Origin of the sequence: Candidatus Ponderosibacter sp. Uisw_141_02, from assembly GCF_048087665.1 — a bacterium.
Lineage (GTDB): Bacteria > Pseudomonadota > Alphaproteobacteria > Puniceispirillales > Puniceispirillaceae > UBA3439.
On record NZ_CP159807.1, the window covers coordinates 736048 to 760235 of the forward strand.

Sequence of the window (24188 nt, forward strand, 5' to 3'; positions counted from 1 at the left end):
TATTCCTCCAAAAGACCGTCACGAATTACCGCCCGAATATAGGCGACCCAGAACGGGGCTGGCATCGGGCTTACTCAGGACGGCATCAGATTTGCCGGACAGACGTCAAGGAAGGACGAGACATGAAATATATAATCGCAATCATCCAGCCGGCAAAATTGACTGCGGTGCATGATGCGCTGCTGGAAATTGGCATCACCGGCATGACCGTTACCGAAGTGCAGGGCTATGGACGGCAAAAGGGCAAAAGCGAGATTTATCGCGGTGCCGAATATACAGTTCATTTCTTGCCAAAAGTTAAGATTGAGCTCGCCTTGCCAGCAAAAATGTTTGCAAAGGCGATTGATGTAATCAAAACCGCTAGCTCAAGCGGCAAAATTGGCGATGGCAAGATTTTCATTTTCGATCTTCAAGAAGCGGTTCGGATTCGTACCAACGAAACTGGCGACAGCGCCCTTTAAAGGCATCATTTAGGAGTTACCAATGGTTAAAACAATTTTAAAATATTCGTGTCTTGCTGGCGCGGCTAGTTTGATGGCTAGCCCGGCTTTTGCGCAAGAGGCACCAGCGCACAGCGTTTTCATTCTGAACTCATTGCTGTTTTTGATGTCAGGGTTTTTGGTTATGTTCATGGCTTGCGGTTTTTGCATGCTTGAGGCCGGTCTTGTGCGGGCGAAAAACACAACAATGCAATTGACCAAAAATGTGGCGTTGTTCTCGCTGGCGGCAATTGGCTATTACCTTGTTGGCTATAACCTAATGTACCCGTTGGGGACATGGTCAGTCGAAGGCGTTTTGTCAGGGGTCACTCCAGCGGTGGCTGTACTCGAAGCGGTTGGGGTGGCGCCAGATAAGGTTGACGACATTAGTTACGCGTCAACCGGATCAGATTTCTTTTTCCAGTTGATGTTCTGCGCTGCAACAGCCTCGATTGTGTCGGGCGTACTTGCTGAGCGGATCAAACTATGGCCGTTTCTGCTTTTCACTTTTGCCCTGACCGCGGTAATCTATCCGCTGCAGGCAAGCTGGAAATGGGGCGGTGGTTTTCTTGACAGCATGGGCTTTCTCGATTTTGCCGGTTCAACGGTTGTTCACTCAGTCGGTGGCTGGGCGGCGCTTGCCGGTGTATTGATCCTTGGCCCTAGAATTGGAAAATATAAAGACGGCCGTGTTGTGCCGATGCCTGGTGCGAATTTGCCGCTGGCAACGCTTGGAACCTTCATTTTATGGATGGGCTGGTTTGGGTTTAACGGTGGGTCGCAATTGGCGATGGGAAGCATTGGCGATGTTGCTGATATCTCGCGTATCTTTGCCAATACCAATGCCGCTGCGGCTGGTGGTGCGCTTGTCGCGCTGGCACTGACCCAGATTTTCTACGGCAAGGTTGATTTGACAATGGTGTTAAACGGTGCGCTTGCGGGCCTTGTGTCGATTACTGCAGAACCGCTGACCCCGACTTTGGGCGCAGCGACATTAATTGGTGGCTTTGGCGGCGTGATTGTGGTCTTTGCGGTGCCTTTCCTCGACAAAATCAAAATTGACGATGTTGTTGGTGCCATTCCGGTTCACCTGATGGCCGGTATCTGGGGAACGCTTGCCGTGCCTTTGACCAATGGTGATGCCAGCTTTGTAACCCAGCTAACGTCAATTCTCATTGTTGGTGTGTTCACTTTTGTGGTCTCATTAATTGTCTGGTTTGCCATTGATAAAATCATGGGTATTCGGGTCAGTGAAGAAGACGAGCTGGCAGGTTTGGATAGTGCTGAACTTGGTATGGATGCCTATCCCGAGTTTTCACGCTAGATAATTCGCAAAATCAAAGTTGCAGCAAAATAAAGTTAGCCAGCGCCGGTTTTATCGGGGCTGGCTATTCATTAGGAAAAAAAAGAACAATAAATTCTGAAAGAGTATTGTTTTCACTCAATTTTAGAAGCTTTACAGCGGCGGTTTTTTTCTCCTATTCTAGCACCTAATTATCCCCGATGATTTTTGTCGAAAACTAGCGGTGCGCAATAGAGCTGAGAGAGTAATGTCGCAAACATTAAACGAAGGTCGTTCGAGCACCAAACCACTTTTTGAAGCTGTTGGCGTGACCAAGAGATTCGGCGATTTCATCGCTAATGACGATGTGTCTTTTCGGATTGATGTTGGCGAAATTCACGCGCTTTTAGGTGAAAATGGTGCTGGCAAATCGACCTTTGTAAAAATTGCTTATGGGCTATTACAGCCTGATGCTGGCCAGCTATTTTGGAATGGCGAGCCAGTTTCCATTCCCGGCCCCCAACAGGCACGCCAGCACGGCATTGGCATGGTGTTCCAACATTTTTCGCTGTTTGACGCATTGACCGTCGCCGAAAATATCCAATTGGCAATGCCTCCGGGTGAAACGATTGCGTCCCTATCGGGTCGCATTGCCAGCATTTCAAAAGAATATGGCATCGAGGTTGATCCGGTGGCGCGTATTCACAATCTGTCCGTTGGTCAGCAGCAGCGTGTTGAGATTGTTCGCTGTTTGCTGCAAGACCCGAAATTGCTGATCATGGATGAGCCAACATCGGTTTTAACCCCGCAGGAAACCGAACAGCTTTTTGAAGTGCTTCGCCGGTTTGCCGAAAATGGGCTTGCGGTGTTGTTTATTTCGCACAAGCTGGATGAAATTCGGGCTTTGACAAGCCGTGCAACCGTATTGCGGCGCGGACAGAATGTTGGCTCGGTAAATACCAAAGGCCAATCAAACCGCCAGCTTGCCGAATTGATGATTGGCACCAAGGTCAAGGATGTGGCGCGCCAAAAAGCGCCAGCCAAAAGCAAGATATTATTTTCCGTCAACAACTTAAACCGGCCAAAGCAAAATGCGTTCTCGGTGACGCTTCGCGATATTACCATTGAGGCGCGCGCCGGTGAGATTTTCGGGATCGCCGGCATCGCCGGTAACGGCCAAGATGAATTAATGGCGGCGCTAACGGGTGAATGGCTTGGCAATCAATCGGGAGTCATCACGCTTGATGGCGGTGATATTTCATCGCAAGGGCCAGCCGAACGCCGCCTTGCGGGCATGGGGTTTATTCCTGAAGAGCGCAATGGCCATGCGGCAGTGCCGTCAATGAGTCTTGCCGACAATGCGTTGCTAACCAATCATTCGCTTGCCGGTGTGGTGCGTGGTGGGGTGCTTGATCTCGTCGGCATGCGCACCAAAGCCGCAGCGATTGCAGCGGATTTTGATGTTCGCCTTCCCGAACCTAACCCGCTGGCATCATCTTTATCGGGTGGTAATTTGCAGAAATTTGTCGTTGGGCGCGAAATTATCAAAGTGCCACGCGTGCTTATCGTATCGCAACCAACATGGGGTGTTGATATCGGGGCGGCGGTGTTTATCCGTGCGGCAATGCTTGATCTTGCGGCCAAAGGATCAGCAGTTGTGATGATATCGCAGGATCTCGAAGAAATTTTTGCGATTTCGCATCGCATTGCCGTATTGCATGAAGGTGTTTTATCGTCGGCTGAATTGGCCACAAAATTGACGGCTGAAGAGGTTGGGCTTTTAATGGGCGGCAGTGATGCCCCAAAAGATGCGGCAAAAGAAGCAGTTCAAGGAGCAAGCGCATGATAAGCATGACTCCGCGCAAACATATTCCGCTGTCGCTAACGCTACTGACGCCAGCGGTTGCCATTTTCCTGACCTTGGCTGTTGGTGCCGGTATTTTTGGTCTTCTTGGCTTTAGCCCGCTTGGGTCACTTTATACTTTTTTTGTCGCGCCAATTTCGCGCCCTGATCAAATCGGTGATCTTTTTGTCAAGGCCTGTCCGCTAATCATTACCGCTACTGGGCTGGTATTCTGTTTTCGAGCGAATGTTTGGAATATCGGCGCTGAAGGTCAGTTGGTTTTTGGCGCCATCTTTTCGGGTTGGGTGGCGCTGAGTTTTCCGGAATGGCCAGCAATAACCCTGATGCCGGCAATGGTCTTGGCAAGCATTATTGGCGGTATATGCTGGGCGATGATACCGGCCTTGTTAAAGGTCAGGTTTAACACCAATGAAATATTGGTGTCGTTGATGCTGACTTATGTTGCGGCGCTGTTTATCGACTGGCTGGTGCGTGGCCCATGGCGTGATCCGATGTCATTCGGGTTTCCGCTGACGAAAATGTATAGCGATGCTGGTCTGATCCACCGGATTGATGTGCCATTTGTTGGCAGTTTGGGGCAGTTGCATTGGGGGGTTGTCGGTGCGTTGCTATTGGCGATTGCGGGCAGTTTCGTGCTGTCGCGCACGATTTTAGGATTTCAGATCAAGGTCATGGGCGATGCGCCGCGAGCCGGTCGGTTTGCTGGCTTTAAGACGCATCTGGTTACGATTGGCGTGATGGCAATTGCTGGGGGTGCAGCCGGGCTTGCGGGAATGGTTGAAGTGTCTGCTAGCATGGGTCAGCTGCAGCCGAATGTGTCTTTTGGCTATGGATTTACCGCCATCATTGTTGCGTTTCTGGCACGGTTAAACCCGATTGGGGTGATTTTTGCCGGCTTGATTGTCGCCCTTGCCGAACTTGGAGGCGATTATGCGCAGATCGCGCTTGGCATGCCAAAGGTGGTGACAGGTGTTTTCAAGGGAATCTTACTGTTCATGCTGTTGGCAGGCGAGACATTTAACCGTTATCACATCACTTGGCGGCGTCCGGCCGTGTTACCGGTTTCAAAGGAGCAATAGAATGGAAGCTTTGATTCTAACCGTTCTATTGACGTCGGTGCCGTTGATTTTTGCGGCAACGGGTGAATTGGTTGCCGAACGAAGCGGGGTGTTGAATCTGGGGGTTGAAGGCATGATGCTGATGGGGGCTGTGTCGGCCTTTGCGGCAACATCAATCCTCGGAAATCCTTATATGGGCATTCTGGCTGGTGCGGTTGCTGGGGCGATGACCGCCGCCGTATTTTCGCTATTTGCCTTGGGTCTTGCCACCAATCAGGTCGCAACAGGTCTTGCCCTAACCATTTTTGGATCAGGCTTGTCAGGACTTGTTGGCGCACCCTTTGTCGGCGGCACGGTTGATGGTTTGCCCAATCTTGCCATTCCGCTTCTTGCTGATATTCCGGTTATTGGCGATTTGCTGTTTAACCACGACATCATGGTCTATTTATCGATTGGCTTTCTTGTGTTTGTGGCGTGGTTTTTGAACCGGACGCGGGCCGGTTTGGTATTGCGGGCGGTTGGCAATAGCCACGATTCGGCGCATGCGCTTGGTTATCGGGTGCTTTTGGTGCGGTTTGGTGCGGTGTCATTTGGCGGTATGATGGCTGGACTTGGCGGGGCATATTTGCCGCTTGTGCTAACGCCACATTGGTCTGAGGGCATGACCGCGGGGCGTGGCTGGATTGCACTTGCGCTTGTGGTCTTTGCATCTTGGATTCCTTCGCGTATTCTTGTTGGCGCGTTATTATTCGGCGGAATTACAATTATGCAGCTGGCCGGACAGGCGCGGGGATGGACCGTGCCGTCACAGATGCTGTCGATGCTGCCTTATATTGCGACAATCATTGTTTTGGTGGTGATTGCGCGTAACCGTGATTTCGCTTTGGCAAATTCCCCAGCCTGTTTGGGGCGTTTGTTTATCGGTAACAAATAGATGTCATCAGGCATCAAATCTTTTATGGCATTAGGCATTTAATGTTTCAGGAGGAAACAATGAAAACAAAAAATACCCTTTCATTTGGTGCAGTTGTTGCTGTTGCCAGCTTGGCCTTGTCGGCCTTGGTTGGTTTGACAACGGTGACTACGGCGAATGCAGCTGATAAAGTCAAGGTTGGCTTTGTCTATCTGACAACACCGGGTGACCATGGCTGGACTTATGCGCACGAAGTTGCTCGTCAGGATGTTGAAAAGCATTTTGGCGATAAGGTTGTAACAACCTTTGTTGAAAATGTTCCAGAGGGCCCTGACTCAGCACGCGTCATCCGCGAATTGGCAAAACAAGGAAATGAAATCATTTTCACCACCTCTTTTGGCTACATGGATCATACGATCAAGGTCGCTAAAGAATTTCCAAACGTGAAATTTGAGCATATAACGGGCTATAAGCGGTCTCCAAATGTGGCTACCGGTAATATCCGGTTTTACGAAGGCCGTTATGTCCAAGGTGTTGTTGCTGGTCTGATGACCAAATCAAACAAAATTGGTTATTTGGCATCTTTCCCAATCCCCGAGGTAATTCAGGGTATAAATGCATTTGGCATTGGTCTTCGCTCGGTGAACCCAAAGGCCGAAGTTTCAGTTATCTGGGTGAACTCTTGGTATGATCCGGTTAAAGAAGCTGATGCAGCTAAAGTTCATATTGCCGAAGGTGCGGACATTCTTGCTCAGCACACAGACAGCCCTGCTATGCTGCAGACTGCACAAAAAGCTGGTGTTCATGGCTTTGGCCAGTCAAGTGATATGAAAGCTTTTGCGCCAAAGGCACAATTGTTTAGCTCTGTGAATAACTGGGGACCCTACTATATTTCAAAAATTCAACAGATGATGGATGGAAAATGGTCAACTGGCGAGGGCCCTGATCACTGGGCTGGTAACACGTGGGTTGGTATGGCAGATGATTATCTGGTGTTGTCACCATTTGAGAACATGCCTTCGGATGTTGCCGCCGCTGCGGCCAAGGCTGCTGCCGATATCAAATCAGGCAAAAACAAGATCTTCACTGGTCCAATCAAAGACAATTCTGGCAAGATTCGTGTTCCTGCTGGCAAGACCTTGAATGACGGTGAGCTGTTCCAAACGCTTGATTATTACGTCGATGGTATTTCGGGCAAAATCCCGGGCTAATGCGCTAGCCTGACGATTGAAAAACAGGAAAAGGGGTGTCTCAAACGGGATGTCCCTTTTTTGATGCTGTTTTCTGCCGCTATATTAAAAATCCTTTAAAACAGTATATGCGCGGTCAAAAAAGGCTGTATTTTCCGGCTGTTTCTGCGCAGACTATGGCCATGATAAATACAGATCAATCCAGTGCTGGCAAGCCCAGTATTTTCGTGACGCGCCGCTGGCCAGCCGATGCTGAAGCTGAGCTTTCTCAATATTTTATTCCAACCTTTAATTTGGATGATCGGCCGCTTTCTGCCGCTGAAATGGCCGCTGGTTTTGCCAGCCATGATGCCATTGCGCCAACCGTATCTGACAAGATTGGCGCTGATATCATTACGGCCGGTGCCAATGGAAAGGGGCGGCTGATTGCCAATTTTGGCGTTGGTGTAAATCATATTGACCTCGGTGCCGCTGCCGCGGCTGGTATCGCGGTTAGCAACACGCCCGGTGTGTTAACCGATGCCACGGCTGATCTGGCCTTGACGTTGATTTTGATGCTGTCGCGCCGTGCTGGCGAAGGTGAGCGTGAATTGCGCGCCGGTGAATGGCAAGGCTGGCGGCCAACCCATTTGATGGGGCGTGCCTTGCAGGGCAAAACGCTTGGCATTATCGGAATGGGGCGCATTGGCAAAGCGGTGGCGCAGCGGGCGGCATTGGGCTTTGGCATGAAGATTGTGTTTTATAACCGGTCACGGATTGACGATATATCGGCCTATCCGGCACGCCAGCTTGATGATGTTGAAAGCGTTTGCCAAATCGCTGATTGTCTGTCGCTTCATTGCGCGGCAAGTGCCGATACATTCCATATTTTGAATGCTGAGCGGTTGGCGATGATGAAGCCTGATGCTTATGTTATTAATACAGCGCGCGGTGATGTTATTGATGAAACCGCATTGGCGGCGGCGCTTTCGGCCAAACAGCTTGGCGGGGCGGGGCTTGATGTGTTTCAAGGTGAGCCGGTGATTGATCCGGTATTGCTGGCGGCGCCAAATACCGTTTTATTGCCACATTTGGGGTCGGCAACAATCGAAACGCGAACCGCGATGGGGCTAAAGGTTGTTGAAAATGCGTGTGCCTTTTTTGCTGGCCAGCCTTTGATTGATCCGGTTTGAGGTAGATCGCATGCATTTTGATGCTTCATTCGAAGCGTTGGCTCGCAACAGCTTTGCCGCGGCGCTTGCCGCAGGCCAGCCGGATCGCATCACCCGATCAGCCTATGCAGCGCTTGACCAGAAACCAACAGCGGTGATTGCGCTTGGCAAAGCGGCTGGGGCGATGGCAGCGGCGGTTCGCAATGGCGGCTATGATGGTTCGGGTCTTGTGATTACCACCGATGAAAATCACCGCCAGATTGATGGTTTTGATTGTTTTGCCAGTGCGCATCCGGTTCCCGATGAACGTGGTCTTGCCGCCGCAATTGCGGTCGAAAATCAGGTCAAATCCCTTGGTCAGGCAGATCATTTGCTGTTGCTGATCAGCGGTGGCGGCTCGGCCTTATTGCCAGCACCCTCAAGTGGCATCAGCCTTGCCCAGAAAATTGCGCTGAATGATGCATTGCTGGCAAGCGGTCTTGATATCCACGCGATGAATGTGGTTCGGCGGTTATTTTCGCGGCTGAAAGGCGGACGGCTGGCGCGATTGGCAGCACCTGCCAAGGTAACGCAATTTCTGTTATCTGATGTGCCGGGTGATTTGCCTGAGTCAATCGCCAGCGGCCCTGCCGTTGCCGATCCGGTGCCGTTTGATGATGCGCTTCAGCTCATTCAAAAACATGGTCTCGATCGGCTTGATTTTGTCATGCCGCATTTGCAGGCAATCCAGAACGGAACCGCCGATGGGCCAGTGCGATCGGGTGATCTGGTTCTTGATAAGGTGCAAACCAGAATTTTGGCAAGCAATGCACAATGCCGTGATGCGGCCGCAGGTTATATCCGCCAAGCGATGCCCAAAATGCAGTTTCTCGATGCGCCAGCCCTTGATGGCGAGGCCAGTCAGATGGCAGCGCATTTGGCGGCGCAGGTCATCAGCCAGCGCCATGCTGACAAGCCGTGCGCATTGGTGGCTGGTGGCGAAACAACCGTAACCCTTGATATGGCTAATCCCGGCAAGGGTGGGCGGTCGCAGGAACTGGCGCTTGCTTTTGCAGCGGCAATGACAGCAGCTAGATCAAGCGCCCCTAAAAACTGGGTGATTTTGGCTGGCGGCACCGATGGCCGTGATGGGCCAACCGATGCGGCTGGTGGCATTATGGCCGCGTCACAAAATTTTGATCAAACCGCGGCGCGTGCTGCGCTGTTATCGCATAACAGCTATGATTACCTAAAAGCGCATGATCAGCTTTTGATGGTCGGGGCAACGGGCACCAACCTTGCCGACCTGGTTTTGATTATTGCGCAAGATTGATGTTTTTGCCGAGGGCGCAATGCCGTCCAGAATGATTTTCTGCCAAAAATGAGTCAGATAATAGATGAGCTGAATAAGAAAAGGGTCGGGCAAGACATAAAGTCCTGACCGACCCTGATTTGCGGATAGGATTGGTAAACCAAACAAACTCCCCCAAGCTGGCTTCGTCTGCCGCAACCTATATCGCAAAGCTCTATAATTGCCGTCTAAAATCGCCGGCTAAATTCGTGCAGATCATCTGCGATTGATACGTCTGTTCTGCCCTTTCCTTGTGCCTTTTTTGCGAGGTTACGGGCAAGGAAAAAAAAGCAAATTTGAAAATTGTAAAATATTTACATTTTCTATTTACAGGTTATGCTGAATTTGTAAGCAGAGCGAAACAGCAGCCAAGATCAGGGAAAAGGCACGATGCAGGAGAAAATTCTTGTTGGGCATAAATTGCGGCGGTTTCGCAAATCCATTGGCCTGTCACAAACAGCGATGGCGGAAGCGCTGGAAATTAGCCCATCTTATCTGAATCTTCTAGAACATAATCAGCGTCCTTTGACCGTTGGGTTGCTTCTTCGCCTTGGCAATAGCTTTGATATTGATCTCAAGGATTTTGCCGAAGATGACGCGGCCAGCCTGTCAACGGGCATGTCTGAAATTTTTGCCGATCCATTGCTTGCCGATGAGCAGGTGCCACGTCGTGAAATTCAGGACATGATCACTGCCGCGCCGGGGGCGGCGCGCGGATTGGTGACGCTGTTTCAGGCCTATCGCAAAGTGCGTGATGAATTGGAAGCAACCGCGGGGGATGGCGGCGTTCGGCAGATGAGTAATCCTGTTGAAAAAGTGCGCGCCACATTGCAGCAGTCGAATAATTACTTTCCGACCCTTGAAGACGCGGCAGATGAATTGCGCCGCGCGGCTAAAATTGAAGCGATCAGTGATTTCGGTCTGACGGGCGATAATACGCTTGCCAGCCTTGCCGCCCATGTGAAAGTCACGCTTGGCCTTCGGGTCAGAATCATGCCGGTAGAGGTGATGCAGAACCAGCTTCGCCGCTATGATCTGCATCGCCGCGAAATTTTGCTAAGCGAGGCATTACGCCGCCCACAACGGCAGTTTCACCTTCTGATTCAAATCGCGCTTCTAAGCCAGCAGGCGATCTTGGACAAAATCTGCCAAGATCAGGCGGTTCAGGATACGCAGGCGCAATCGCTGTTGAAAATCACGCTTGCCGGTTACTTTGCCGGTGCGGTGATGATGCCCTATTCGGCCTTTCTGGATTCGGCCAAAAGCCTTCGTTATGATCTCGATCTTTTGGGGCGCCGGTTTGGGTGCAGCTTTGAACAGGTCTGTCACCGCCTGACAACATTAAATGCACCAAATGCGCGTGGGATTCCGTTTTTCTTCATTCGGGTCGATGATGCTGGCAATATTTCCAAACGGCTTGCCGCTGCCGGTATGCAATTTGCCACACATGGTGGCACTTGTCCGAAATGGACGATGCATAAGGCCTTTCGGACACCGGAAAAGATTCTGGCACAGGCGGCCGAATTGCCGAATGGACAGAAATATTTCATGCTTGCCCGCACCGCGCCGCCATTATGGTCGCCAACCTTGGCGCAATCACCGGAATTTGCTGTTACGCTTGGATGCGAATTGCACCATGCCCGTGATATGATCTATGCCGATCAGATTGATATTTCCAAATCGGCACGGCTTGACCAGATTGGCGTTGGCTGTTCGGTTTGCGAGCGCATGGATTGCACCCAAAGAGCGCACCCGCCGATTGGCCATGAATTGCGCTTTGACGGGCCGATGCGCCGGATCGGTCTTTATGACCTTGGGACCAAAGGCACAACCAGCAAATAACCCACAACAATTTTTTGGGAAAAACGTCACTTGCTTGGCTTGTCGGTGGTGCAGTTTTTGCGGATGGCAAGCAAGCGCCAAATTTTGAAATATTATTACAAAAATGACGATTTCAGCTTTTTGAAATAAAATTACAAAGCAAAATTTGCCTTGGTTTATTGCCATGCGTTGTTTTAAAACCAGCCGTGATCTGCTAGCCTATGGCACAAGAGTTGAACCAGGCTAGAGCGGGCATCGATGCTATAAAATCTGACGGAACAGTCACCAAGATGGCGTATAGGCAATGATGCAAGATAATGAACAGATTGAACGCAAGGATGACGGCAGTGACCGGCTTGCGGCGCTTTACGGTCTGACTCCAAAGGTTGAAACGGCAATTATTGAGGCTGTTCAGGCGGGTGCCGTTCGCCGTCTTCGCACGCTTGTTGCGCCGCTTCATCCAGCCGATCAAGCCGATCTTTTAGAGCGCATGCCAGCGCGGACGGCCGCATCACTTGTGCGGTTTCTTGGCGATCATCTTGATGCTGAAACGCTGACTTATCTTGATGAAAACACACGTGAAGCTATTGTCGAAGTGATGGGCGCAAAGGCTTTGGCGCGCCAGCTTCATGATCTGTCAACCGATGATGCCATTGATATTATTGAAGAGCTTGAAGATGACGCGCTTGCCGATGTGTTGGCGGCGCTTTCGGCCGAAGACCGGGTTCTTGTCGAAGAGGGCCTGTCTTTCCCGGAAGATTCGGCGGGCCGTCTTATGCAGCGCGAGATTGTCACGGTGCCGTCTTTCTGGACAGTTGGCCAGACAATTGACTATTTGCGGGGCGGCAAATCGGCAACCGAAGATTTCTATCTGATTTTTGTTGTCGATCCGGCGCGCAAACCGCTTGGCGAAGTGCCGCTGAGTAAACTTTTGTGCGCGCAGCGTCCGCGGCGTATTTCCGAAATTATGGAATCTGATTTTCGTTCGATTCCGGTTGATATGGATCAAGAAGAAGTGGCGGTTCTGTTTCGGCGTTACGGCATGGTCAGTGCCGGTGTTGTCGATCTTGGCGAGCGGCTTGTAGGCATGATCACCATTGATGATGTAATTGATGTGATTGATGAAGAAGCCGAAGAGGATTTGATGGCGCTTGCCGGTGTTGGCGAGGCCAGTTTGCGATCGAGTATCCGCGAGACTTTGCAGGGGCGGACAACCTGGCTTTTGGTCAACTTGCTAACCGCGATTTTGGCGTCGGTTGTGATTGGGGTGTTTGATGCGACTATCGAACAATTGGTTGCCTTGGCGGTGTTGATGCCGATTGTTGCGTCAATGGGCGGCAATGCTGGTACTCAAACAGTGACCGTTGCGGTGCGGGCGATTGCCTTGCGTCAATTAGATGCGGTTTCGACGCGCAATTTCGTTATTCGCGAAGGCTTGGTGGCATTGCTGAATGGATTACTTTTTGCGGTTTTGGCCGCCGCAGTATCTTTTGTGTGGTTTGGTGATCCGGAAATTGCCACGGTGATGGCGGTTGCCATGTTTGCGAATTTGTTGATTGCGGGTCTTAGCGGCACCTTGGTGCCGATTGGGCTGCTTCGTGCGGGGGTCGATCCGGCGGTGGCATCAAGCGTTTTTGTGACAACGATAACGGATGTTGTTGGGTTTTTTGTATTCCTTGGGCTTGCCGCACTCTATTTGATGTAGGCGGCATCAAAAGACCGAGGTGATCGGCGCGGTTTGTTGTAAAAAGGTAAACCATACCGATATGGCACGGGTTGAATTTGGTGTTTTCATGACGGTTCATTTAAAAAAATTATCAGTTGGCTCGCAATCGCTTGGTAATCTTCGTGATTGGCAGGCGCTTCGTCTGGCGCAAGGCGGCAGATTGGTTCATGTCACGCGCAATCGGCCGCGCCGTGCTGAAGAACTGCTTGATGGGGGATCAATCTATTGGATCATCAAGGGTGTGGTCACCGCGCGTCAGGCTATTATTGACCTTGCTGAGGCGCAACGCGCCGATGGAACACCGGCCTGCGGCATTGTGTTGTCACCTGAAATCATTCAAGTTGCCCCAACCAAAATGCGTATTTTTCAGGGCTGGCGTTATCTTGAAGCAAAAGATGCGCCGCCTGATATCGGCACGGATGATACGGGTGATATGCCTGCCGAACTGGCCGCCGAATTGCGCAATCTTGGTATTTTTTAAACCCCAATCCTGACTAGCGCCAATTTGCGCCACCCCCAATGCGTGCCAACCCTGTTTTATACCATGTTGCGTGGTTGATTTTCGGCAATCATTCCGGGTGAGAGCGATTATGCGATTGTTTCCCAAGCTTTATGGAATTTTAGGCTTTTGGGCGGCCTCAAGCTTTTTAGGGACTATTGTAACCGGCGCCATGCCCATGGCGCGGTAAAGGCGCCTGCCCACATGCCCAATTTGGCGATTTTGGCACTCTCTTCATCGGCGCTATAGATGGACGAATATTGCCGATAAGCCAGCGCCAGCCCAGCTTGAACAAGCGCCGCGCCTAGATCGGTTTTTCCGGCAAAACACCGCATTACAACGCGGCCATAGCGATCAACATCAATCAAATCACATTGCAATTGAGGCGCGCTTGACACCAATGCAGTGAGTGCCTTTTGCGCCGCCGTACCGCAATCCCATTTTGCACCATCGGCATCGGTGCATTGCTGTTTCTTTTCAGGGGCATCAATGCCAAAAAGCCGGATCCGCAATTTGCCACTTCGAAGCGAGTCGCCGTCGCTAATGCGGGTGATGGTAACGCTTCCAGAAATGGCAAAATTTTCCGGCAACTGGCTGTCATTTGCCGTGGCTTTTGGGGCGTGGATGCTGCCAAATCCAAGGATAGACAGGAAAACAGCGTAATGGAAAAACCGTAGAAAAATTTGCATTAGCTATAATAATATTATTTATCTTTAAAACAAAGAAGAACCGTGATTGACCGGTCGGGTGCGCAAATGCTGTAGAACGCGAAAGGCGAAGGCCGCCGAGCGAGGCTGGAAAAACCTGCCGGCTGATGAAAACACGGCGCAAAACGCAAAAGCCCAATGATTCGCTATGCCAGATGTTTTGGATTGGTCAGGGTCGTCAAAAAGGGTCAAACCTAATTGACATAAGGGTTGTTTTTGAACGGATCATTTTCGTCATCATCCTCGTCCTGATCCATCACCCACTCCACCTCAGGGCTCAAATTCACCGCAACGCCGGATGATGCATCAGGAATGGCAACAAACGCTCCTTGTGCTTCGGCTGGTACCGCGCTACGCATTTTCATCCGGTACAGGACAAACCCCGCCAGTAAGAATAGAAAACCGGCAATTGTTGGCATGAATCCGCGGGTGCCAACAATTTCGATAACCGATGCGGCAAGTGGCGACCCGATCACCGCGCCAGCGCCATTGACCATCAACAGGCCTGACGACATGGCCACCATCTGGCTTGGTGCCAGATAGTCATTGGCATGTGCGATGAAAAGCGAATAAAGCGAAAAAACAAGCCCGCCAAAAATCAACATCATGATCAAAAGCAAGCCAAATTGATCCGCACCGAAAAGGCTGGCGATGCCAATCGCAATGCCGCCAGTCACCGTCACGCCAAAAATAACAACCCGTCGGTCAAATTTATCAGAAAGGCGGCCAACCGGATATTGAAGTGCCAAGGTGCCAAGTGTAATTGAAGTCATGAAATAGCCGACTTGGGTATTGTCCAGCTCGATATTGCGTCCATAAACAGCGCCCATACCAAACACCATCGAGATCACGATCCCAACAAATACCATGCCGACAACGGCCAAGGGCGAAACCTGAACCAGCCGGCGAAAACTAATACGCTCGGGGGCCTCAAAGCTGGGAGCCGCGCTGGCGGTAATCAAAATCGGCACAACCGCAATCGACACCATAACCGATGCCAATAGAAACAATCCCGCGCTGCCATCCTCGCCAAGCGAAATCATCAATTGTCCGGCGGCCATGCCAGCCATATTGGTGATCATATAAAGCGATAAAAGCTGGCCGCGGGTTTCATTGGTGGCTTTTTCATTCAACCAGCTTTCGCAAACGATATACATGCCAGCAAAACTAAACCCGCTGGTAAAGCGCATGCCGGTCCAAACGAAAGGATCAAGAAACACCACATGTAGCAACACCGCTGCCGACGCAATGGCAGACATGGCGCCAAAAACCCGGACATGGCCAACGCGCGCCAAAATATGCGGAACAATGATTGAACCGGCAAAGATACCGGCAAAATAGCCTGACATAACAATGCCGGTTGCAATATTGCTAAAACCGGCCTCGGGCGCGCGCGTACCAAGCAAAACCACCTGCAGGCCATTGCCCGCAGAAATGAGCAAAAGACCAAAAAACAAAGTCCATGTTGATACGATGGCCTTTAGCATTAGGCACGCCTTTCAAACGTAATATGACGTTGCTTCACTGTAATTGAACATATGGCAAAACCCTGCTCGTAGTAGCAGGGTACGGCGTCATATAACGCGCTACTGCATGGGGTTAGATAAGTCTTACAAGCATATGCAGTCTGTTCCAAAAGCGTTGTTTGACGGTCGTTTTAACAACATTGTTGATACTTCATGCTGAAATGGCCGGATCATTTGCGAGATATTGATTTAAAATCGCAAAGACCGTTTCTAATGCTGTCTCCAATAACAGGGTGAGTTGCTGTTCGTCTGCAAGATCCATACGGGCAAGCATGAATTGTTGCAATGGCGGTGGCAGCTGATCAGGAACCGAAGCGGTATTGCCAAAGGTCAGGCGTAAACATTGATGGATTTCGCTGAACAGCCGGTCAGCATCTTGCAGTGCTTCAGCATGGTTGGCATCGATGTTACCGCTGGTTTTCAATTGTGCCAGAATGGCCGCAACTGATTGTCCGGTTTGGTCAAACAGATCGCCATGTTGAAGGCGCATGCCTTGGATTAAAAGATCAAGCTCGACAAGGCCACCATCACGCGCACGCAAATACCATTTTGATTTGCCTTTGCGGACTTTGCGGATCCGCACCAACATATTGTCAATGGCTGGCCCGATCAGGCTATGATCATGCGGCTGATTAACAATCGCGTGAGTCGCGAGATGCAGTTTTTTGGTTAAATCAGCGTCACCGGCAATTGGCCGTGCTTTGGCAAGTGCCAGCTTTTCCCAAATCCATGCGTCAGCCGCAAAATAGGTTTTCAGCCGATCAAGCGATGTGGCGATGGCACCAGCTTCACCCTCGGGACGTAACCGTAAATCAACCGGATAAAGCACGCCTTCGGCGGTTGCAGTGCTAAGCCAGCTGACCATCGTCTGCGCAAGGCGGGCAAAATAGGTTGGCGCATTGATGGGGCGTTTGCTGTCAGATAGCGCCGTTTCAGGCGCGTCATAAACAAACAAAAGATCAAGATCAGAACTGACCGTCATTTGCCCAGTGCCAAGCCTGCCAAGCGCAAGGATCGTCACGCTGCCGTCAATCTGGCCGTGGCGGCGGGTCATATCGGCGCGCGCCAGATCAAGGATCAGCCTAACCGTCGCTGTGGCAATTGCGCTAAGGCCGGTGGCAAGGGTCGTGCTGTCAATGGTTTGGCTCAGGGCTTGGATTTCAACCTGAAATTTCCATTCGCGTGTTTTTATTTTGATCTGATCAAGCGCGTCCTCGATATTGCGTCCATCACATATTTGCTGCAATTGCGCGGTCATTATAGTTGCATCGGGCAATGGTTTGAAAAAGCTTTGATAAAGCAATAGATCAAACAAAGTTGGATATTGGCGTAAATGATTGCCAAGCTGCGGCGATAGTAACAGAATATCGCATAACAGGCGGGTCAGATGCCGGTTATAATCAAGAAGTGAGAAAATCTGCACGCTTGCTGGCAGGCCTTCGATAAATTGCGCAAGCGCGGCAAATTTGTCATCAGGTGCATCCGCGGCGGTAAAAGACATCAAAATTTCAGGCATTAACCGGTTTAACAGGGCGCGCGCCCGTTCACTGCGTGTTGCCGAAATGCGCCCTGCCATCCAGCCGGACAGAGTATCGGCAATGATTTTCGGCCGTTCAAAACCATGATTGCCAAGCCATCCAACAAGCGCATCATAATCATCAAGCAGGATATCTTTCATACCATCTGCCGCAGATATGTTGCTATCGGCAGGGTTCAGCAAACCATGCTTGGCGTTCGCGCCAACTTGATCAAGCAAATTGTCCAATTTATTGCAGAAATCAGCAGCGGTTCGATGCCCCATGAAATGCGCGAATTTTTCTAAATCTTCTTCGCCGCGCGGCAGGCTGTGGGTCTGATTATCGGCAATCATTTGCAGCCTATGTTCGATCCGGCGTAGCTGGTGATATGCAGTGCCAAGCGCGGCCGCCTGTTCATTGGTAATCCATGTGGCTGCGGCAAGCGCACCAAGCGCAGCAAGGCTATTGCGATGCCGCAGCTCTTTATCGCGTCCACCAGCCACAAGCTGTAACACATGCGTAAAAAACTCGATTTGCCGAATGCCATTTTTACCGGTCTTCAGGTTATAACCACGCCAGCCATTGCCCTGTGGTGGGCGGCGAAGCATGGTTTTCATATCTTCCATCACCGTGTAATCAAGCGTTTTGCGCCAAATAAAAGGCTGTATTTGTTCAAGAAAGCTGTTGCCAAGCGCAAGATCGCCTGCCACGGGTCGCGCGCGAATAAAGGCGGCGCGTTCCCATGTGCGGGCAATCGATTCATAATAGCTGATCGCGGCTGTCAGATCGATGCTTACCGCGGTTGCGCCCGGGTCGGGTCGAAGCCGCAAATCAACACGCCAGCCAATGCCGTCACTTGTGGCGCTGCCAAGAAGGCGGATCAGATCACGCGTCATGGCGACAAAAAAGGGCTGAACAGCATCGTGATTGTCAAAAGGGGCGTGATGCGTGTCATGAAGCATGATCAAATCAATATCGGATGAGAAATTAAGTTCGCCAGCACCCAACTTGCCAAGCGCCAGAACGGTCCAACCACATCCTGATAAATCGGCATCAAAATTTTTGATCTTGCCGCGTTGCGCGGCTTGGCGGAATAGATATTGGATTGTTGCTGACAAGACCGTTTGTGCCGCCTCGCTTAGCCATTGCATTTGCTGTGGCATGTCTTCGCGTCCAGCAAGATCGGATAGCGCCACCATAAGCGCGGTTCTTTCCCGCCAGACGCGGATTGCTCGTAACGCGGTTTTTTCATCGCCAGCCGATTGCATTGACGCGATAAATTGGGTTTTTGCAATATTGATCTGGCTTGCCGCTTGGCCGTTTAGGCAGGGGCCGACATCGTCGCCATGGCGCAAAGCAAGCCTTTGGAGATATTGACTTGTCACCAGCATTGCCGCCAGATCATCTGCGCCATAGCCGCTTTGGAAAAGTGTGTTTTCCGGCCATTTCTGTGTGAATGTCGTGACAAAATCATCACGAACCACCTGATTGGCTGGATCAGCGATTGGCAAATTCGGGCAGATTTGGTCAAAATAGATAGGGTGTGTCATAAGCGTTAGTCTATCCGAAATGGTCAGCACGGCTAGCCCAAATCATCATGGTGAAAAAGCCCTTTTTGCAATGCCAAATTGACGTAGTTTTGACCATTATCAAAAACAGCAGAAGCCCGGCTTTGTGAATTGGCGGTTGTAAAATCCGGCAAGTTTGGCGATAAGCAGACATGGTAGATCAATCAGGTAACGGTAAAGCGGGCAAAAAAGGCCCATCGGGGCGCAGCTATCGCAATGCGACAGGCTTGACGCGCCAGCCCAAAAAGATGCGCGGACGCAAAGTCTCGTCGCAGCGTTGGTTGACGCGCCAATTGAATGATCCCTTTGTTGCCGAGGCCAAATCGCGCGGCTTTCGGTCGCGTGCAGCGTTAAAGCTGGAACAGATGGATGATCGCTATCATCTTTTGCAGCCGGGCATGGCCATTATTGATCTTGGTTGTGCACCTGGTGGCTGGTTGCAGGTTTCGTCAATCCGCACCAAGCTTGGTCATGGCGAGGCGCGGCTTGTTGGAATTGATCTGCTCGAAACCGAAGGCGTTGTTGGAGCCGATATTTTCACCGGCGATATGACCGATCCCGAAATGTTGGAAAAAGTGCGGCTTGCCACTGGCGGGGCGGCAGATGGCGTTTTGAGTGATATGGCGGCAGATACAACCGGTCATCGTGCAACCGATCATTTGCGAACAACCGCTTTGCTTGAGGCAGCGTTGGATTTTGCCATTGATGTTTTGAATAAAGATGGGTTTTTTCTGGCGAAATGTTTTCGTGGTGGTGCCGAAAGAAGCTTGCTTGATGTGATGCAGCGTAATTTCAAGACGGTTCGGCATGTCAAGCCAGCTGCTAGCCGCGCTGAGTCGGTCGAAAGCTATGTTCTTGCAACGGGTTTTCACGGCAGCGGGCACGCCGAGGATATTGCCGCCGATATTGCAGCCGGAAGACGTGATGCTGATGGTGCATTAATCATGTAATCACGTGCGGTTTTGCACTATCAATATGCGATCGGTTTAGGTATATTCCGGTGCCACCGGATGAACGGAAGGCACCCTATGAAAATTCGCGACGCTTTTACCTTTGACGATGTGCTTTTAGAGCCTGCGCGCTCGGCCGTATTGCCAGCCAATACGGATATCAGCACGCGCTTGACCCAGAAAATCAATCTTCGTGTTCCGCTTATGTCGGCGGCAATGGATACGGTGACTGAGCATAGGCTGGCCATTGCCATGGCGCAGGCTGGGGGTATTGGTGTTGTGCACAAGAATTTCACCATCGAAGAACAGGCACTTGAAATTACCATGGTGAAAAAATTCGAAGCCGGTATGGTTGTCAATCCGCTGACCATCGCGCCGAATCAGCCGCTTCGCGAAGCGCTTGAAATGATGGAACAGAACCGCATCAGCGGTATTCCGGTGGTTGAGGGCAATCAGCGGCTTGTTGGTATTTTAACCAATCGCGATGTGCGGTTTGCCACTGATCCGGGTCAAAGTGTTGCCGATCTGATGACCCGCAATGTTGTAACGGTTTGTGATGGCACCGCACCTGATGAGGCGCGGCGGTTGTTGCATGAACATCGCATTGAAAAGCTGGTCGTTGTAGATGATGCCGGTGCCTGTATCGGACTGATTACGGTCAAGGATATGGAAAAGGCGCAAAATCATCCACTGGCATCAAAAGATGATCGGGGGCGGCTTTTGGTGGCGGCAGCAACCGGGGCAGGGCCAGATGGCATTCTCCGCGCCGAAGCCTTGATTGCGGCGGGTGCTGATGTGATTGTTGTTGATACGGCGCATGGCCATTCCGAAGGTGTTTTGGAATCAGTCACCGCGGTTCGTAAACTTGCCAATCATGTGCAGATCATTGGTGGTAATGTTGCCACGGCAGATGGTGCCAAGGCATTGATCGATGCCGGTGCTGATGCTGTCAAAGTGGGGATTGGGCCTGGATCAATCTGCACCACGCGCATGGTTGCTGGTGTTGGAGTGCCGCAATTGACCGCGATCATGGATGCGGCTGATGTGTGTCACAAACAAAATATTCCGGTGATCGCCGATGGCGGCATCAAATATTCAGGCGACCTTGCCAAGGCGATTGCCGCTGGTGGTGATGTGGCGATGATTGGTTCATTGCTTGCCGGAACTAATGAAACCCCGGGTGAGGTGTATCTTTATCAGGGGCGTTCCTACAAGGCCTATCGTGGTATGGGATCAACTGGTGCAATGGCACGTGGGTCGGCTGACCGCTATTTTCAGGCGGAAATTTCGCAGCCGCTAAAGCTTGTCCCCGAAGGGATTGAAGGTCAGGTTCCCTATAAGGGGCCGGTGGAAAATGTTTTGCATCAACTGCTTGGCGGTTTGCGCGCGGCAATGGGCTATACCGGCAATGAATCAATTGCCAAATTACAGGCCAATGTCAAATTCTTGCGGATTACCGGCGCCGGATTGGCGGAATCGCATGTGCATGATGTCACGATCACGCGCGAAGCACCGAATTACCGACCAGGCATGTAGGCGCAAGATGGCCTTGCCTTATTGGTGTGGCTGATTTGTTTTGTAATCTTGTTTGCGGCCTGCAATGGGCCAGATGTGGAAAAATTCATCATGACGCCAGCCGCTAGAATTGCTGCCGTGATTGAAATCCTTGCCGATATGCAGTTGGCCAGCGCGGCCGGAACCTTGCTTGGCAGGCAGGCCGGGCAATGGCTTCGGGCTGGATTGCAGCGCCGTCGTTACGCCGGATCGGGCGACCGCGCGGCGGTTGGTGATCTGTTCTGGAAAATTCAACGTGGACGGGCGCGACTTGGGTGGCATTTGGCATCGATTAATGCGCCAGAAAATCCGCGCAATATCACGCTTGCAGCCCTGGTGTTAATGGAACAGAAATCAGCTGCTCTGCCCCAATTATTTTCTGCCGAAATAGCACATGCGCCAGCACCGCTTGATGATCGCGAAGCGGCGCTTGTTGCCATGCTTGAAACGCGCGATTTTATCGACCCTGCTATGCCTGAGCATATTGCGCTTGAATGGCCTGAATGGTTAATGGCTGATGCCAAGGCTGGTCTTGGTGATGGGTTGATGCGTGAATTGGCGGCATTGATGACCGAGGCACCAACCGATGTGCGGATTAACCCGCTAAAACAACCTGATCGCCGCCGCCTTCGTGACCAGCTTGCCGGTCGTGGTATCAAAGGGCATCCAACGCGCCTGTCACCGCTTGGTGTTCGGCTTGAAAAGCGAACAAGGCTTGAAGATTTGCAAGAGTGGAAAGCCGGTCTTTTCGACGTTCAGGATGAAGGCTCCCAACTTGCGGCGCTGCTCTGCGATGCGAGGCCGGGGATGCAGGTTGCCGATATCTGCGCTGGTGCTGGTGGTAAATCACTTGTGATGGCCGCAAAAATGGAAAATAAGGGCCGAATTCTGGCGCTTGATCCAGATGCCGAACGGCTGGAAAAAAGTGGTGAGAGACTGCGCCGCGCTGCCATTCATAATGTCGAGCGCAAGCTGGTTGCCGAAAAATGGTCAAACCGTTCATGGCGCGGTAAATTTGACCGTGTTGTGATCGATGCGCCCTGTTCGGGGTCGGGCACATGGCGCCGTCAGGTTGATGCCCGATGGCAGCTCACGTCGGAAAAACTGGACAAGATCAAAGACACACAGGCAATTTTGCTGGAAAAAGCGCGGGCGATGGTGGTTCCAGGTGGGCGCATTATCTATATCACCTGTTCGGTTCTTGCCAGTGAAGGCGCTGACTTGATCAAACAGTTTTTGGCCAATGCACCCGAAATTGAACTTGCCGATATCACCGATATCTGGGGTGATACGATTGGCAAAATTGGGGGTGGGGCTTGCCCGCCAACCAATGATGGGCTGTTGCAGCTTTTGCCCGGACGTGATGGCACCGACGGATTTTTCATTGCGGTTCTTCAGGCAAGATTGCGTTAACAGCAATCTATTATAATGATCGAATAGGGTCGCATCATGCGGCTGGTGGTAAAGGAATAAACAATGTCTGACTCAATTCTAATTATTGATTTTGGCTCGCAGGTCACGCAATTGATTGCGCGCCGCCTTCGTGAAGCTGGTGTCTATACCGAGATTCTGCCTTGTACCACCGATGTTGAAAAAATCAGCGCTGCCGCGCCAAATGGCATCATTTTATCAGGTGGGCCAAATTCGGTTGCGCTTGCCGATACACCGCGCGCGCCACAAATTGTTTTTGATCTTGGCGTTCCAGTTCTTGGCATTTGCTATGGCCAGCAAACCATGTGTGCCCAGCTTGGCGGGCGGGTTGAACCGGGAACAAGCCGCGAATTTGGGCGGGCGGCACTTAATATCGCCGCGCCCTGTTCGCTGTTTGAGGGGTTTTGGCAGGTTGGTGGCCAGCATACGGTGTGGATGAGCCATGGTGATCATGTTGCCAAATTGCCCGATGGATTTACCGTTGTTGCCACATCAGCCGGTGCGCCTTTTGCCGCAGTAGCCGATGAGTCACGCCATTATTACGGTGTGCAGTTTCACCCCGAGGTTGTGCATACCCAGAATGGTGCCGATTTATTGGCACGATTTGCGCTTGGCATCTGTGGCTGTACGGGCAGCTGGTCAATGGCTTCCTATCGCAGCCGCGCCATTGGCGCAATCCGCCAGCAGGTTGGTGATGCGAAGGTGATTTGTGGCCTGTCTGGCGGGGTTGATTCATCAGTTGCGGCGGTGCTGATCCATGAGGCGATCGGTGCGCAATTGACCTGTGTTTTTGTCGATCATGGCTTGCTTCGCGCCGGTGAGGCCGAAGAGGTGGTGCGCCTGTTTGGTGATCACTACAATATTCCGCTTATCCATAAAGACGCTTCAGATTTGTTTTTGGGTCGTTTGCAAGGGGTCAGCGACCCAGAAGAAAAGCGCAAAATTATTGGTGCCAGCTTTATCGAAGTCTTTGATGATGAAGCCAGCAAGATCAAGGATGTACAGTTTTTGGCACAAGGCACACTCTATCCGGATGTGATCGAAAGCATTTCAGCCGCCGGTGGCAGCGCCGTAACCATTAAATCGCATCATAATGTTGGCGGCTTGCCTGATGACATGGCGCTTGATCTTGTCGAGCCGCTTCGCGAGCTATTTAAGGATGAGGTGCGCGAGCTTGGCCGCGAACTTGGCCTTCCCGAAAGCCTTGTTGGACGCCACCCATTTCCGGGACCGGGGCTTGCCATTCGCATTCCGGGCGATATTACGGTTGAAAAGCTGGATATTCTGCGGGCGGCTGATGCGGTTTATCTTGATGAAATTCGTAAAGCCGGTCTTTATGATGATATCTGGCAGGCCTTTGCTGTTTTATTGCCAGTCAAATCCGTTGGTGTGATGGGTGATGCACGTTCATATGAATATGTCTGTGCGCTTCGGGCGGTGACGTCTAGCGACGGGATGACCGCTGATAGCTATGCGTTTAGCCATGCGTTTTTAAGCCGCGCGGCAACCCGCATTGTTAACGAAGTGCGTGGGGTAAACCGCGTGGTCTATGACGTGACATCAAAACCCCCAGGAACGATTGAGTGGGAGTAGTTATTCTATTGTAAGTTATTGATATTAAA

Annotated in this window: 18 protein-coding genes; 15 read left to right on the forward strand and 3 right to left on the reverse strand. The window is 51.4% G+C overall.

The window, feature by feature from the left end:
- Window positions 1–122: 122 nt before the first annotated feature.
- The 11 genes from ABXT40_RS03765 (at window position 123) to ABXT40_RS03815 (ending at window position 13295) form a co-directional block, all read left to right on the forward strand.
- Window positions 123–461 carry a P-II family nitrogen regulator gene (locus tag ABXT40_RS03765; RefSeq protein ID WP_443646505.1) on the forward strand — a complete coding sequence of 113 codons (339 nt, stop codon included), beginning with the start codon at window positions 123–125 and terminating at the stop codon, window positions 459–461.
- Between the two features lie 73 nt (window positions 462–534).
- Window positions 535–1803: an ammonium transporter gene (locus tag ABXT40_RS03770; RefSeq protein WP_443646953.1), complete on the forward strand. Its 1269-nt coding sequence runs from the start codon at window positions 535–537 to the stop codon at window positions 1801–1803.
- Between the two features lie 226 nt (window positions 1804–2029).
- Window positions 2030–3607, forward strand: a complete 1578-nt coding sequence (locus ABXT40_RS03775) for an ABC transporter ATP-binding protein (protein ID WP_443646506.1) — start codon at window positions 2030–2032, stop codon at window positions 3605–3607.
- On the forward strand, window positions 3604–4704 hold the full coding sequence (locus ABXT40_RS03780) for an ABC transporter permease (RefSeq protein WP_443646507.1): 1101 nt from the start codon (window positions 3604–3606) through the stop codon (window positions 4702–4704). The genes ABXT40_RS03775 and ABXT40_RS03780 overlap by 4 nt, the downstream gene beginning before the upstream one ends.
- Before the next feature lies 1 nt (window position 4705).
- Window positions 4706–5617 (forward strand): ABC transporter permease, encoded by a 912-nt coding sequence (locus ABXT40_RS03785; RefSeq protein ID WP_443646508.1) that lies wholly within the window; start codon window positions 4706–4708, stop codon window positions 5615–5617.
- 59 nt (window positions 5618–5676) lie between these two features.
- Window positions 5677–6807: a BMP family ABC transporter substrate-binding protein gene (locus tag ABXT40_RS03790; protein WP_443646509.1), complete on the forward strand. Its 1131-nt coding sequence runs from the start codon at window positions 5677–5679 to the stop codon at window positions 6805–6807.
- 161 nt (window positions 6808–6968) lie between these two features.
- The gene (locus tag ABXT40_RS03795) at window positions 6969–7958 is read left to right on the forward strand and encodes a 2-hydroxyacid dehydrogenase (RefSeq protein ID WP_443646510.1); all 990 of its coding nucleotides are present in this window, start codon (window positions 6969–6971) and stop codon (window positions 7956–7958) included.
- A 10-nt stretch (window positions 7959–7968) separates the two neighbouring features.
- Complete coding sequence (locus ABXT40_RS03800) at window positions 7969–9249, forward strand: glycerate kinase type-2 family protein (RefSeq protein ID WP_443646511.1); 1281 nt, start codon at window positions 7969–7971, stop codon at window positions 9247–9249.
- Window positions 9250–9657: 408 nt separating this feature from the next.
- Window positions 9658–11109 (forward strand): helix-turn-helix domain-containing protein, encoded by a 1452-nt coding sequence (locus ABXT40_RS03805; protein WP_443646512.1) that lies wholly within the window; start codon window positions 9658–9660, stop codon window positions 11107–11109.
- 283 nt (window positions 11110–11392) lie between these two features.
- Window positions 11393–12793 carry a magnesium transporter gene (gene mgtE, locus ABXT40_RS03810; RefSeq protein ID WP_443646513.1) on the forward strand — a complete coding sequence of 467 codons (1401 nt, stop codon included), beginning with the start codon at window positions 11393–11395 and terminating at the stop codon, window positions 12791–12793.
- Window positions 12794–12881: 88 nt separating this feature from the next.
- Window positions 12882–13295 (forward strand): DUF1489 family protein, encoded by a 414-nt coding sequence (locus tag ABXT40_RS03815; RefSeq protein WP_443646514.1) that lies wholly within the window; start codon window positions 12882–12884, stop codon window positions 13293–13295.
- Between the two features lie 173 nt (window positions 13296–13468).
- Here ABXT40_RS03815 and ABXT40_RS03820 read toward each other — a convergent pair whose 3' ends face one another.
- From ABXT40_RS03820 to ABXT40_RS03830, 3 genes are all read right to left on the reverse strand, one after another.
- The gene (locus ABXT40_RS03820) at window positions 13469–14002 is read right to left on the reverse strand and encodes a thermonuclease family protein (protein ID WP_443646515.1); all 534 of its coding nucleotides are present in this window, start codon (window positions 14000–14002) and stop codon (window positions 13469–13471) included.
- A gap of 212 nt (window positions 14003–14214) precedes the next feature.
- Window positions 14215–15507, reverse strand: coding sequence for an MFS transporter (locus tag ABXT40_RS03825; RefSeq protein WP_443646516.1), 1293 nt, complete (start codon window positions 15505–15507; stop codon window positions 14215–14217).
- Window positions 15508–15697: 190 nt separating this feature from the next.
- Window positions 15698–18613 (reverse strand): bifunctional [glutamine synthetase] adenylyltransferase/[glutamine synthetase]-adenylyl-L-tyrosine phosphorylase, encoded by a 2916-nt coding sequence (locus ABXT40_RS03830; protein WP_443646517.1) that lies wholly within the window; start codon window positions 18611–18613, stop codon window positions 15698–15700.
- Window positions 18614–18783: 170 nt separating this feature from the next.
- Between ABXT40_RS03830 and ABXT40_RS03835 the strand changes: the two genes are divergently transcribed.
- The 4 genes from ABXT40_RS03835 (at window position 18784) to guaA (ending at window position 24159) form a co-directional block, all read left to right on the forward strand.
- Window positions 18784–19581: an RlmE family RNA methyltransferase gene (locus tag ABXT40_RS03835; RefSeq protein WP_443646518.1), complete on the forward strand. Its 798-nt coding sequence runs from the start codon at window positions 18784–18786 to the stop codon at window positions 19579–19581.
- A gap of 78 nt (window positions 19582–19659) precedes the next feature.
- Complete coding sequence (gene guaB, locus ABXT40_RS03840; RefSeq protein WP_443646519.1) at window positions 19660–21117, forward strand: IMP dehydrogenase; 1458 nt, start codon at window positions 19660–19662, stop codon at window positions 21115–21117.
- A 75-nt stretch (window positions 21118–21192) separates the two neighbouring features.
- The gene (locus tag ABXT40_RS03845; RefSeq protein WP_443646520.1) at window positions 21193–22548 is read left to right on the forward strand and encodes an RsmB/NOP family class I SAM-dependent RNA methyltransferase; all 1356 of its coding nucleotides are present in this window, start codon (window positions 21193–21195) and stop codon (window positions 22546–22548) included.
- Window positions 22549–22611: 63 nt separating this feature from the next.
- The gene (guaA, locus tag ABXT40_RS03850) at window positions 22612–24159 is read left to right on the forward strand and encodes a glutamine-hydrolyzing GMP synthase (protein ID WP_443646521.1); all 1548 of its coding nucleotides are present in this window, start codon (window positions 22612–22614) and stop codon (window positions 24157–24159) included.
- Window positions 24160–24188: the final 29 nt, after the last annotated feature.

Bases quoted from the DNA above. Each gene is read 5' to 3' on its own strand.
- ABXT40_RS03765 (WP_443646505.1), top strand. From the start codon at position 123: ATGAAATATATAATCGCAATCATCCAGCCGGCAAAATTGACTGCGGTG.
- ABXT40_RS03770 (WP_443646953.1), top strand. From the start codon at position 535: ATGGCTAGCCCGGCTTTTGCGCAAGAGGCACCAGCGCACAGCGTTTTC.
- ABXT40_RS03775 (WP_443646506.1), top strand. From the start codon at position 2,030: ATGTCGCAAACATTAAACGAAGGTCGTTCGAGCACCAAACCACTTTTT.
- ABXT40_RS03780 (WP_443646507.1), top strand. From the start codon at position 3,604: ATGATAAGCATGACTCCGCGCAAACATATTCCGCTGTCGCTAACGCTA.
- ABXT40_RS03785 (WP_443646508.1), top strand. From the start codon at position 4,706: ATGGAAGCTTTGATTCTAACCGTTCTATTGACGTCGGTGCCGTTGATT.
- ABXT40_RS03790 (WP_443646509.1), top strand. From the start codon at position 5,677: ATGAAAACAAAAAATACCCTTTCATTTGGTGCAGTTGTTGCTGTTGCC.
- ABXT40_RS03795 (WP_443646510.1), top strand. From the start codon at position 6,969: ATGATAAATACAGATCAATCCAGTGCTGGCAAGCCCAGTATTTTCGTG.
- ABXT40_RS03800 (WP_443646511.1), top strand. From the start codon at position 7,969: ATGCATTTTGATGCTTCATTCGAAGCGTTGGCTCGCAACAGCTTTGCC.
- ABXT40_RS03805 (WP_443646512.1), top strand. From the start codon at position 9,658: ATGCAGGAGAAAATTCTTGTTGGGCATAAATTGCGGCGGTTTCGCAAA.
- mgtE (WP_443646513.1), top strand. From the start codon at position 11,393: ATGATGCAAGATAATGAACAGATTGAACGCAAGGATGACGGCAGTGAC.
- ABXT40_RS03815 (WP_443646514.1), top strand. From the start codon at position 12,882: ATGACGGTTCATTTAAAAAAATTATCAGTTGGCTCGCAATCGCTTGGT.
- ABXT40_RS03820 (WP_443646515.1), bottom strand. From the start codon at position 14,002: ATGCAAATTTTTCTACGGTTTTTCCATTACGCTGTTTTCCTGTCTATC.
- ABXT40_RS03825 (WP_443646516.1), bottom strand. From the start codon at position 15,507: ATGCTAAAGGCCATCGTATCAACATGGACTTTGTTTTTTGGTCTTTTG.
- ABXT40_RS03830 (WP_443646517.1), bottom strand. From the start codon at position 18,613: ATGACACACCCTATCTATTTTGACCAAATCTGCCCGAATTTGCCAATC.
- ABXT40_RS03835 (WP_443646518.1), top strand. From the start codon at position 18,784: ATGGTAGATCAATCAGGTAACGGTAAAGCGGGCAAAAAAGGCCCATCG.
- guaB (WP_443646519.1), top strand. From the start codon at position 19,660: ATGAAAATTCGCGACGCTTTTACCTTTGACGATGTGCTTTTAGAGCCT.
- guaA (WP_443646521.1), top strand. From the start codon at position 22,612: ATGTCTGACTCAATTCTAATTATTGATTTTGGCTCGCAGGTCACGCAA.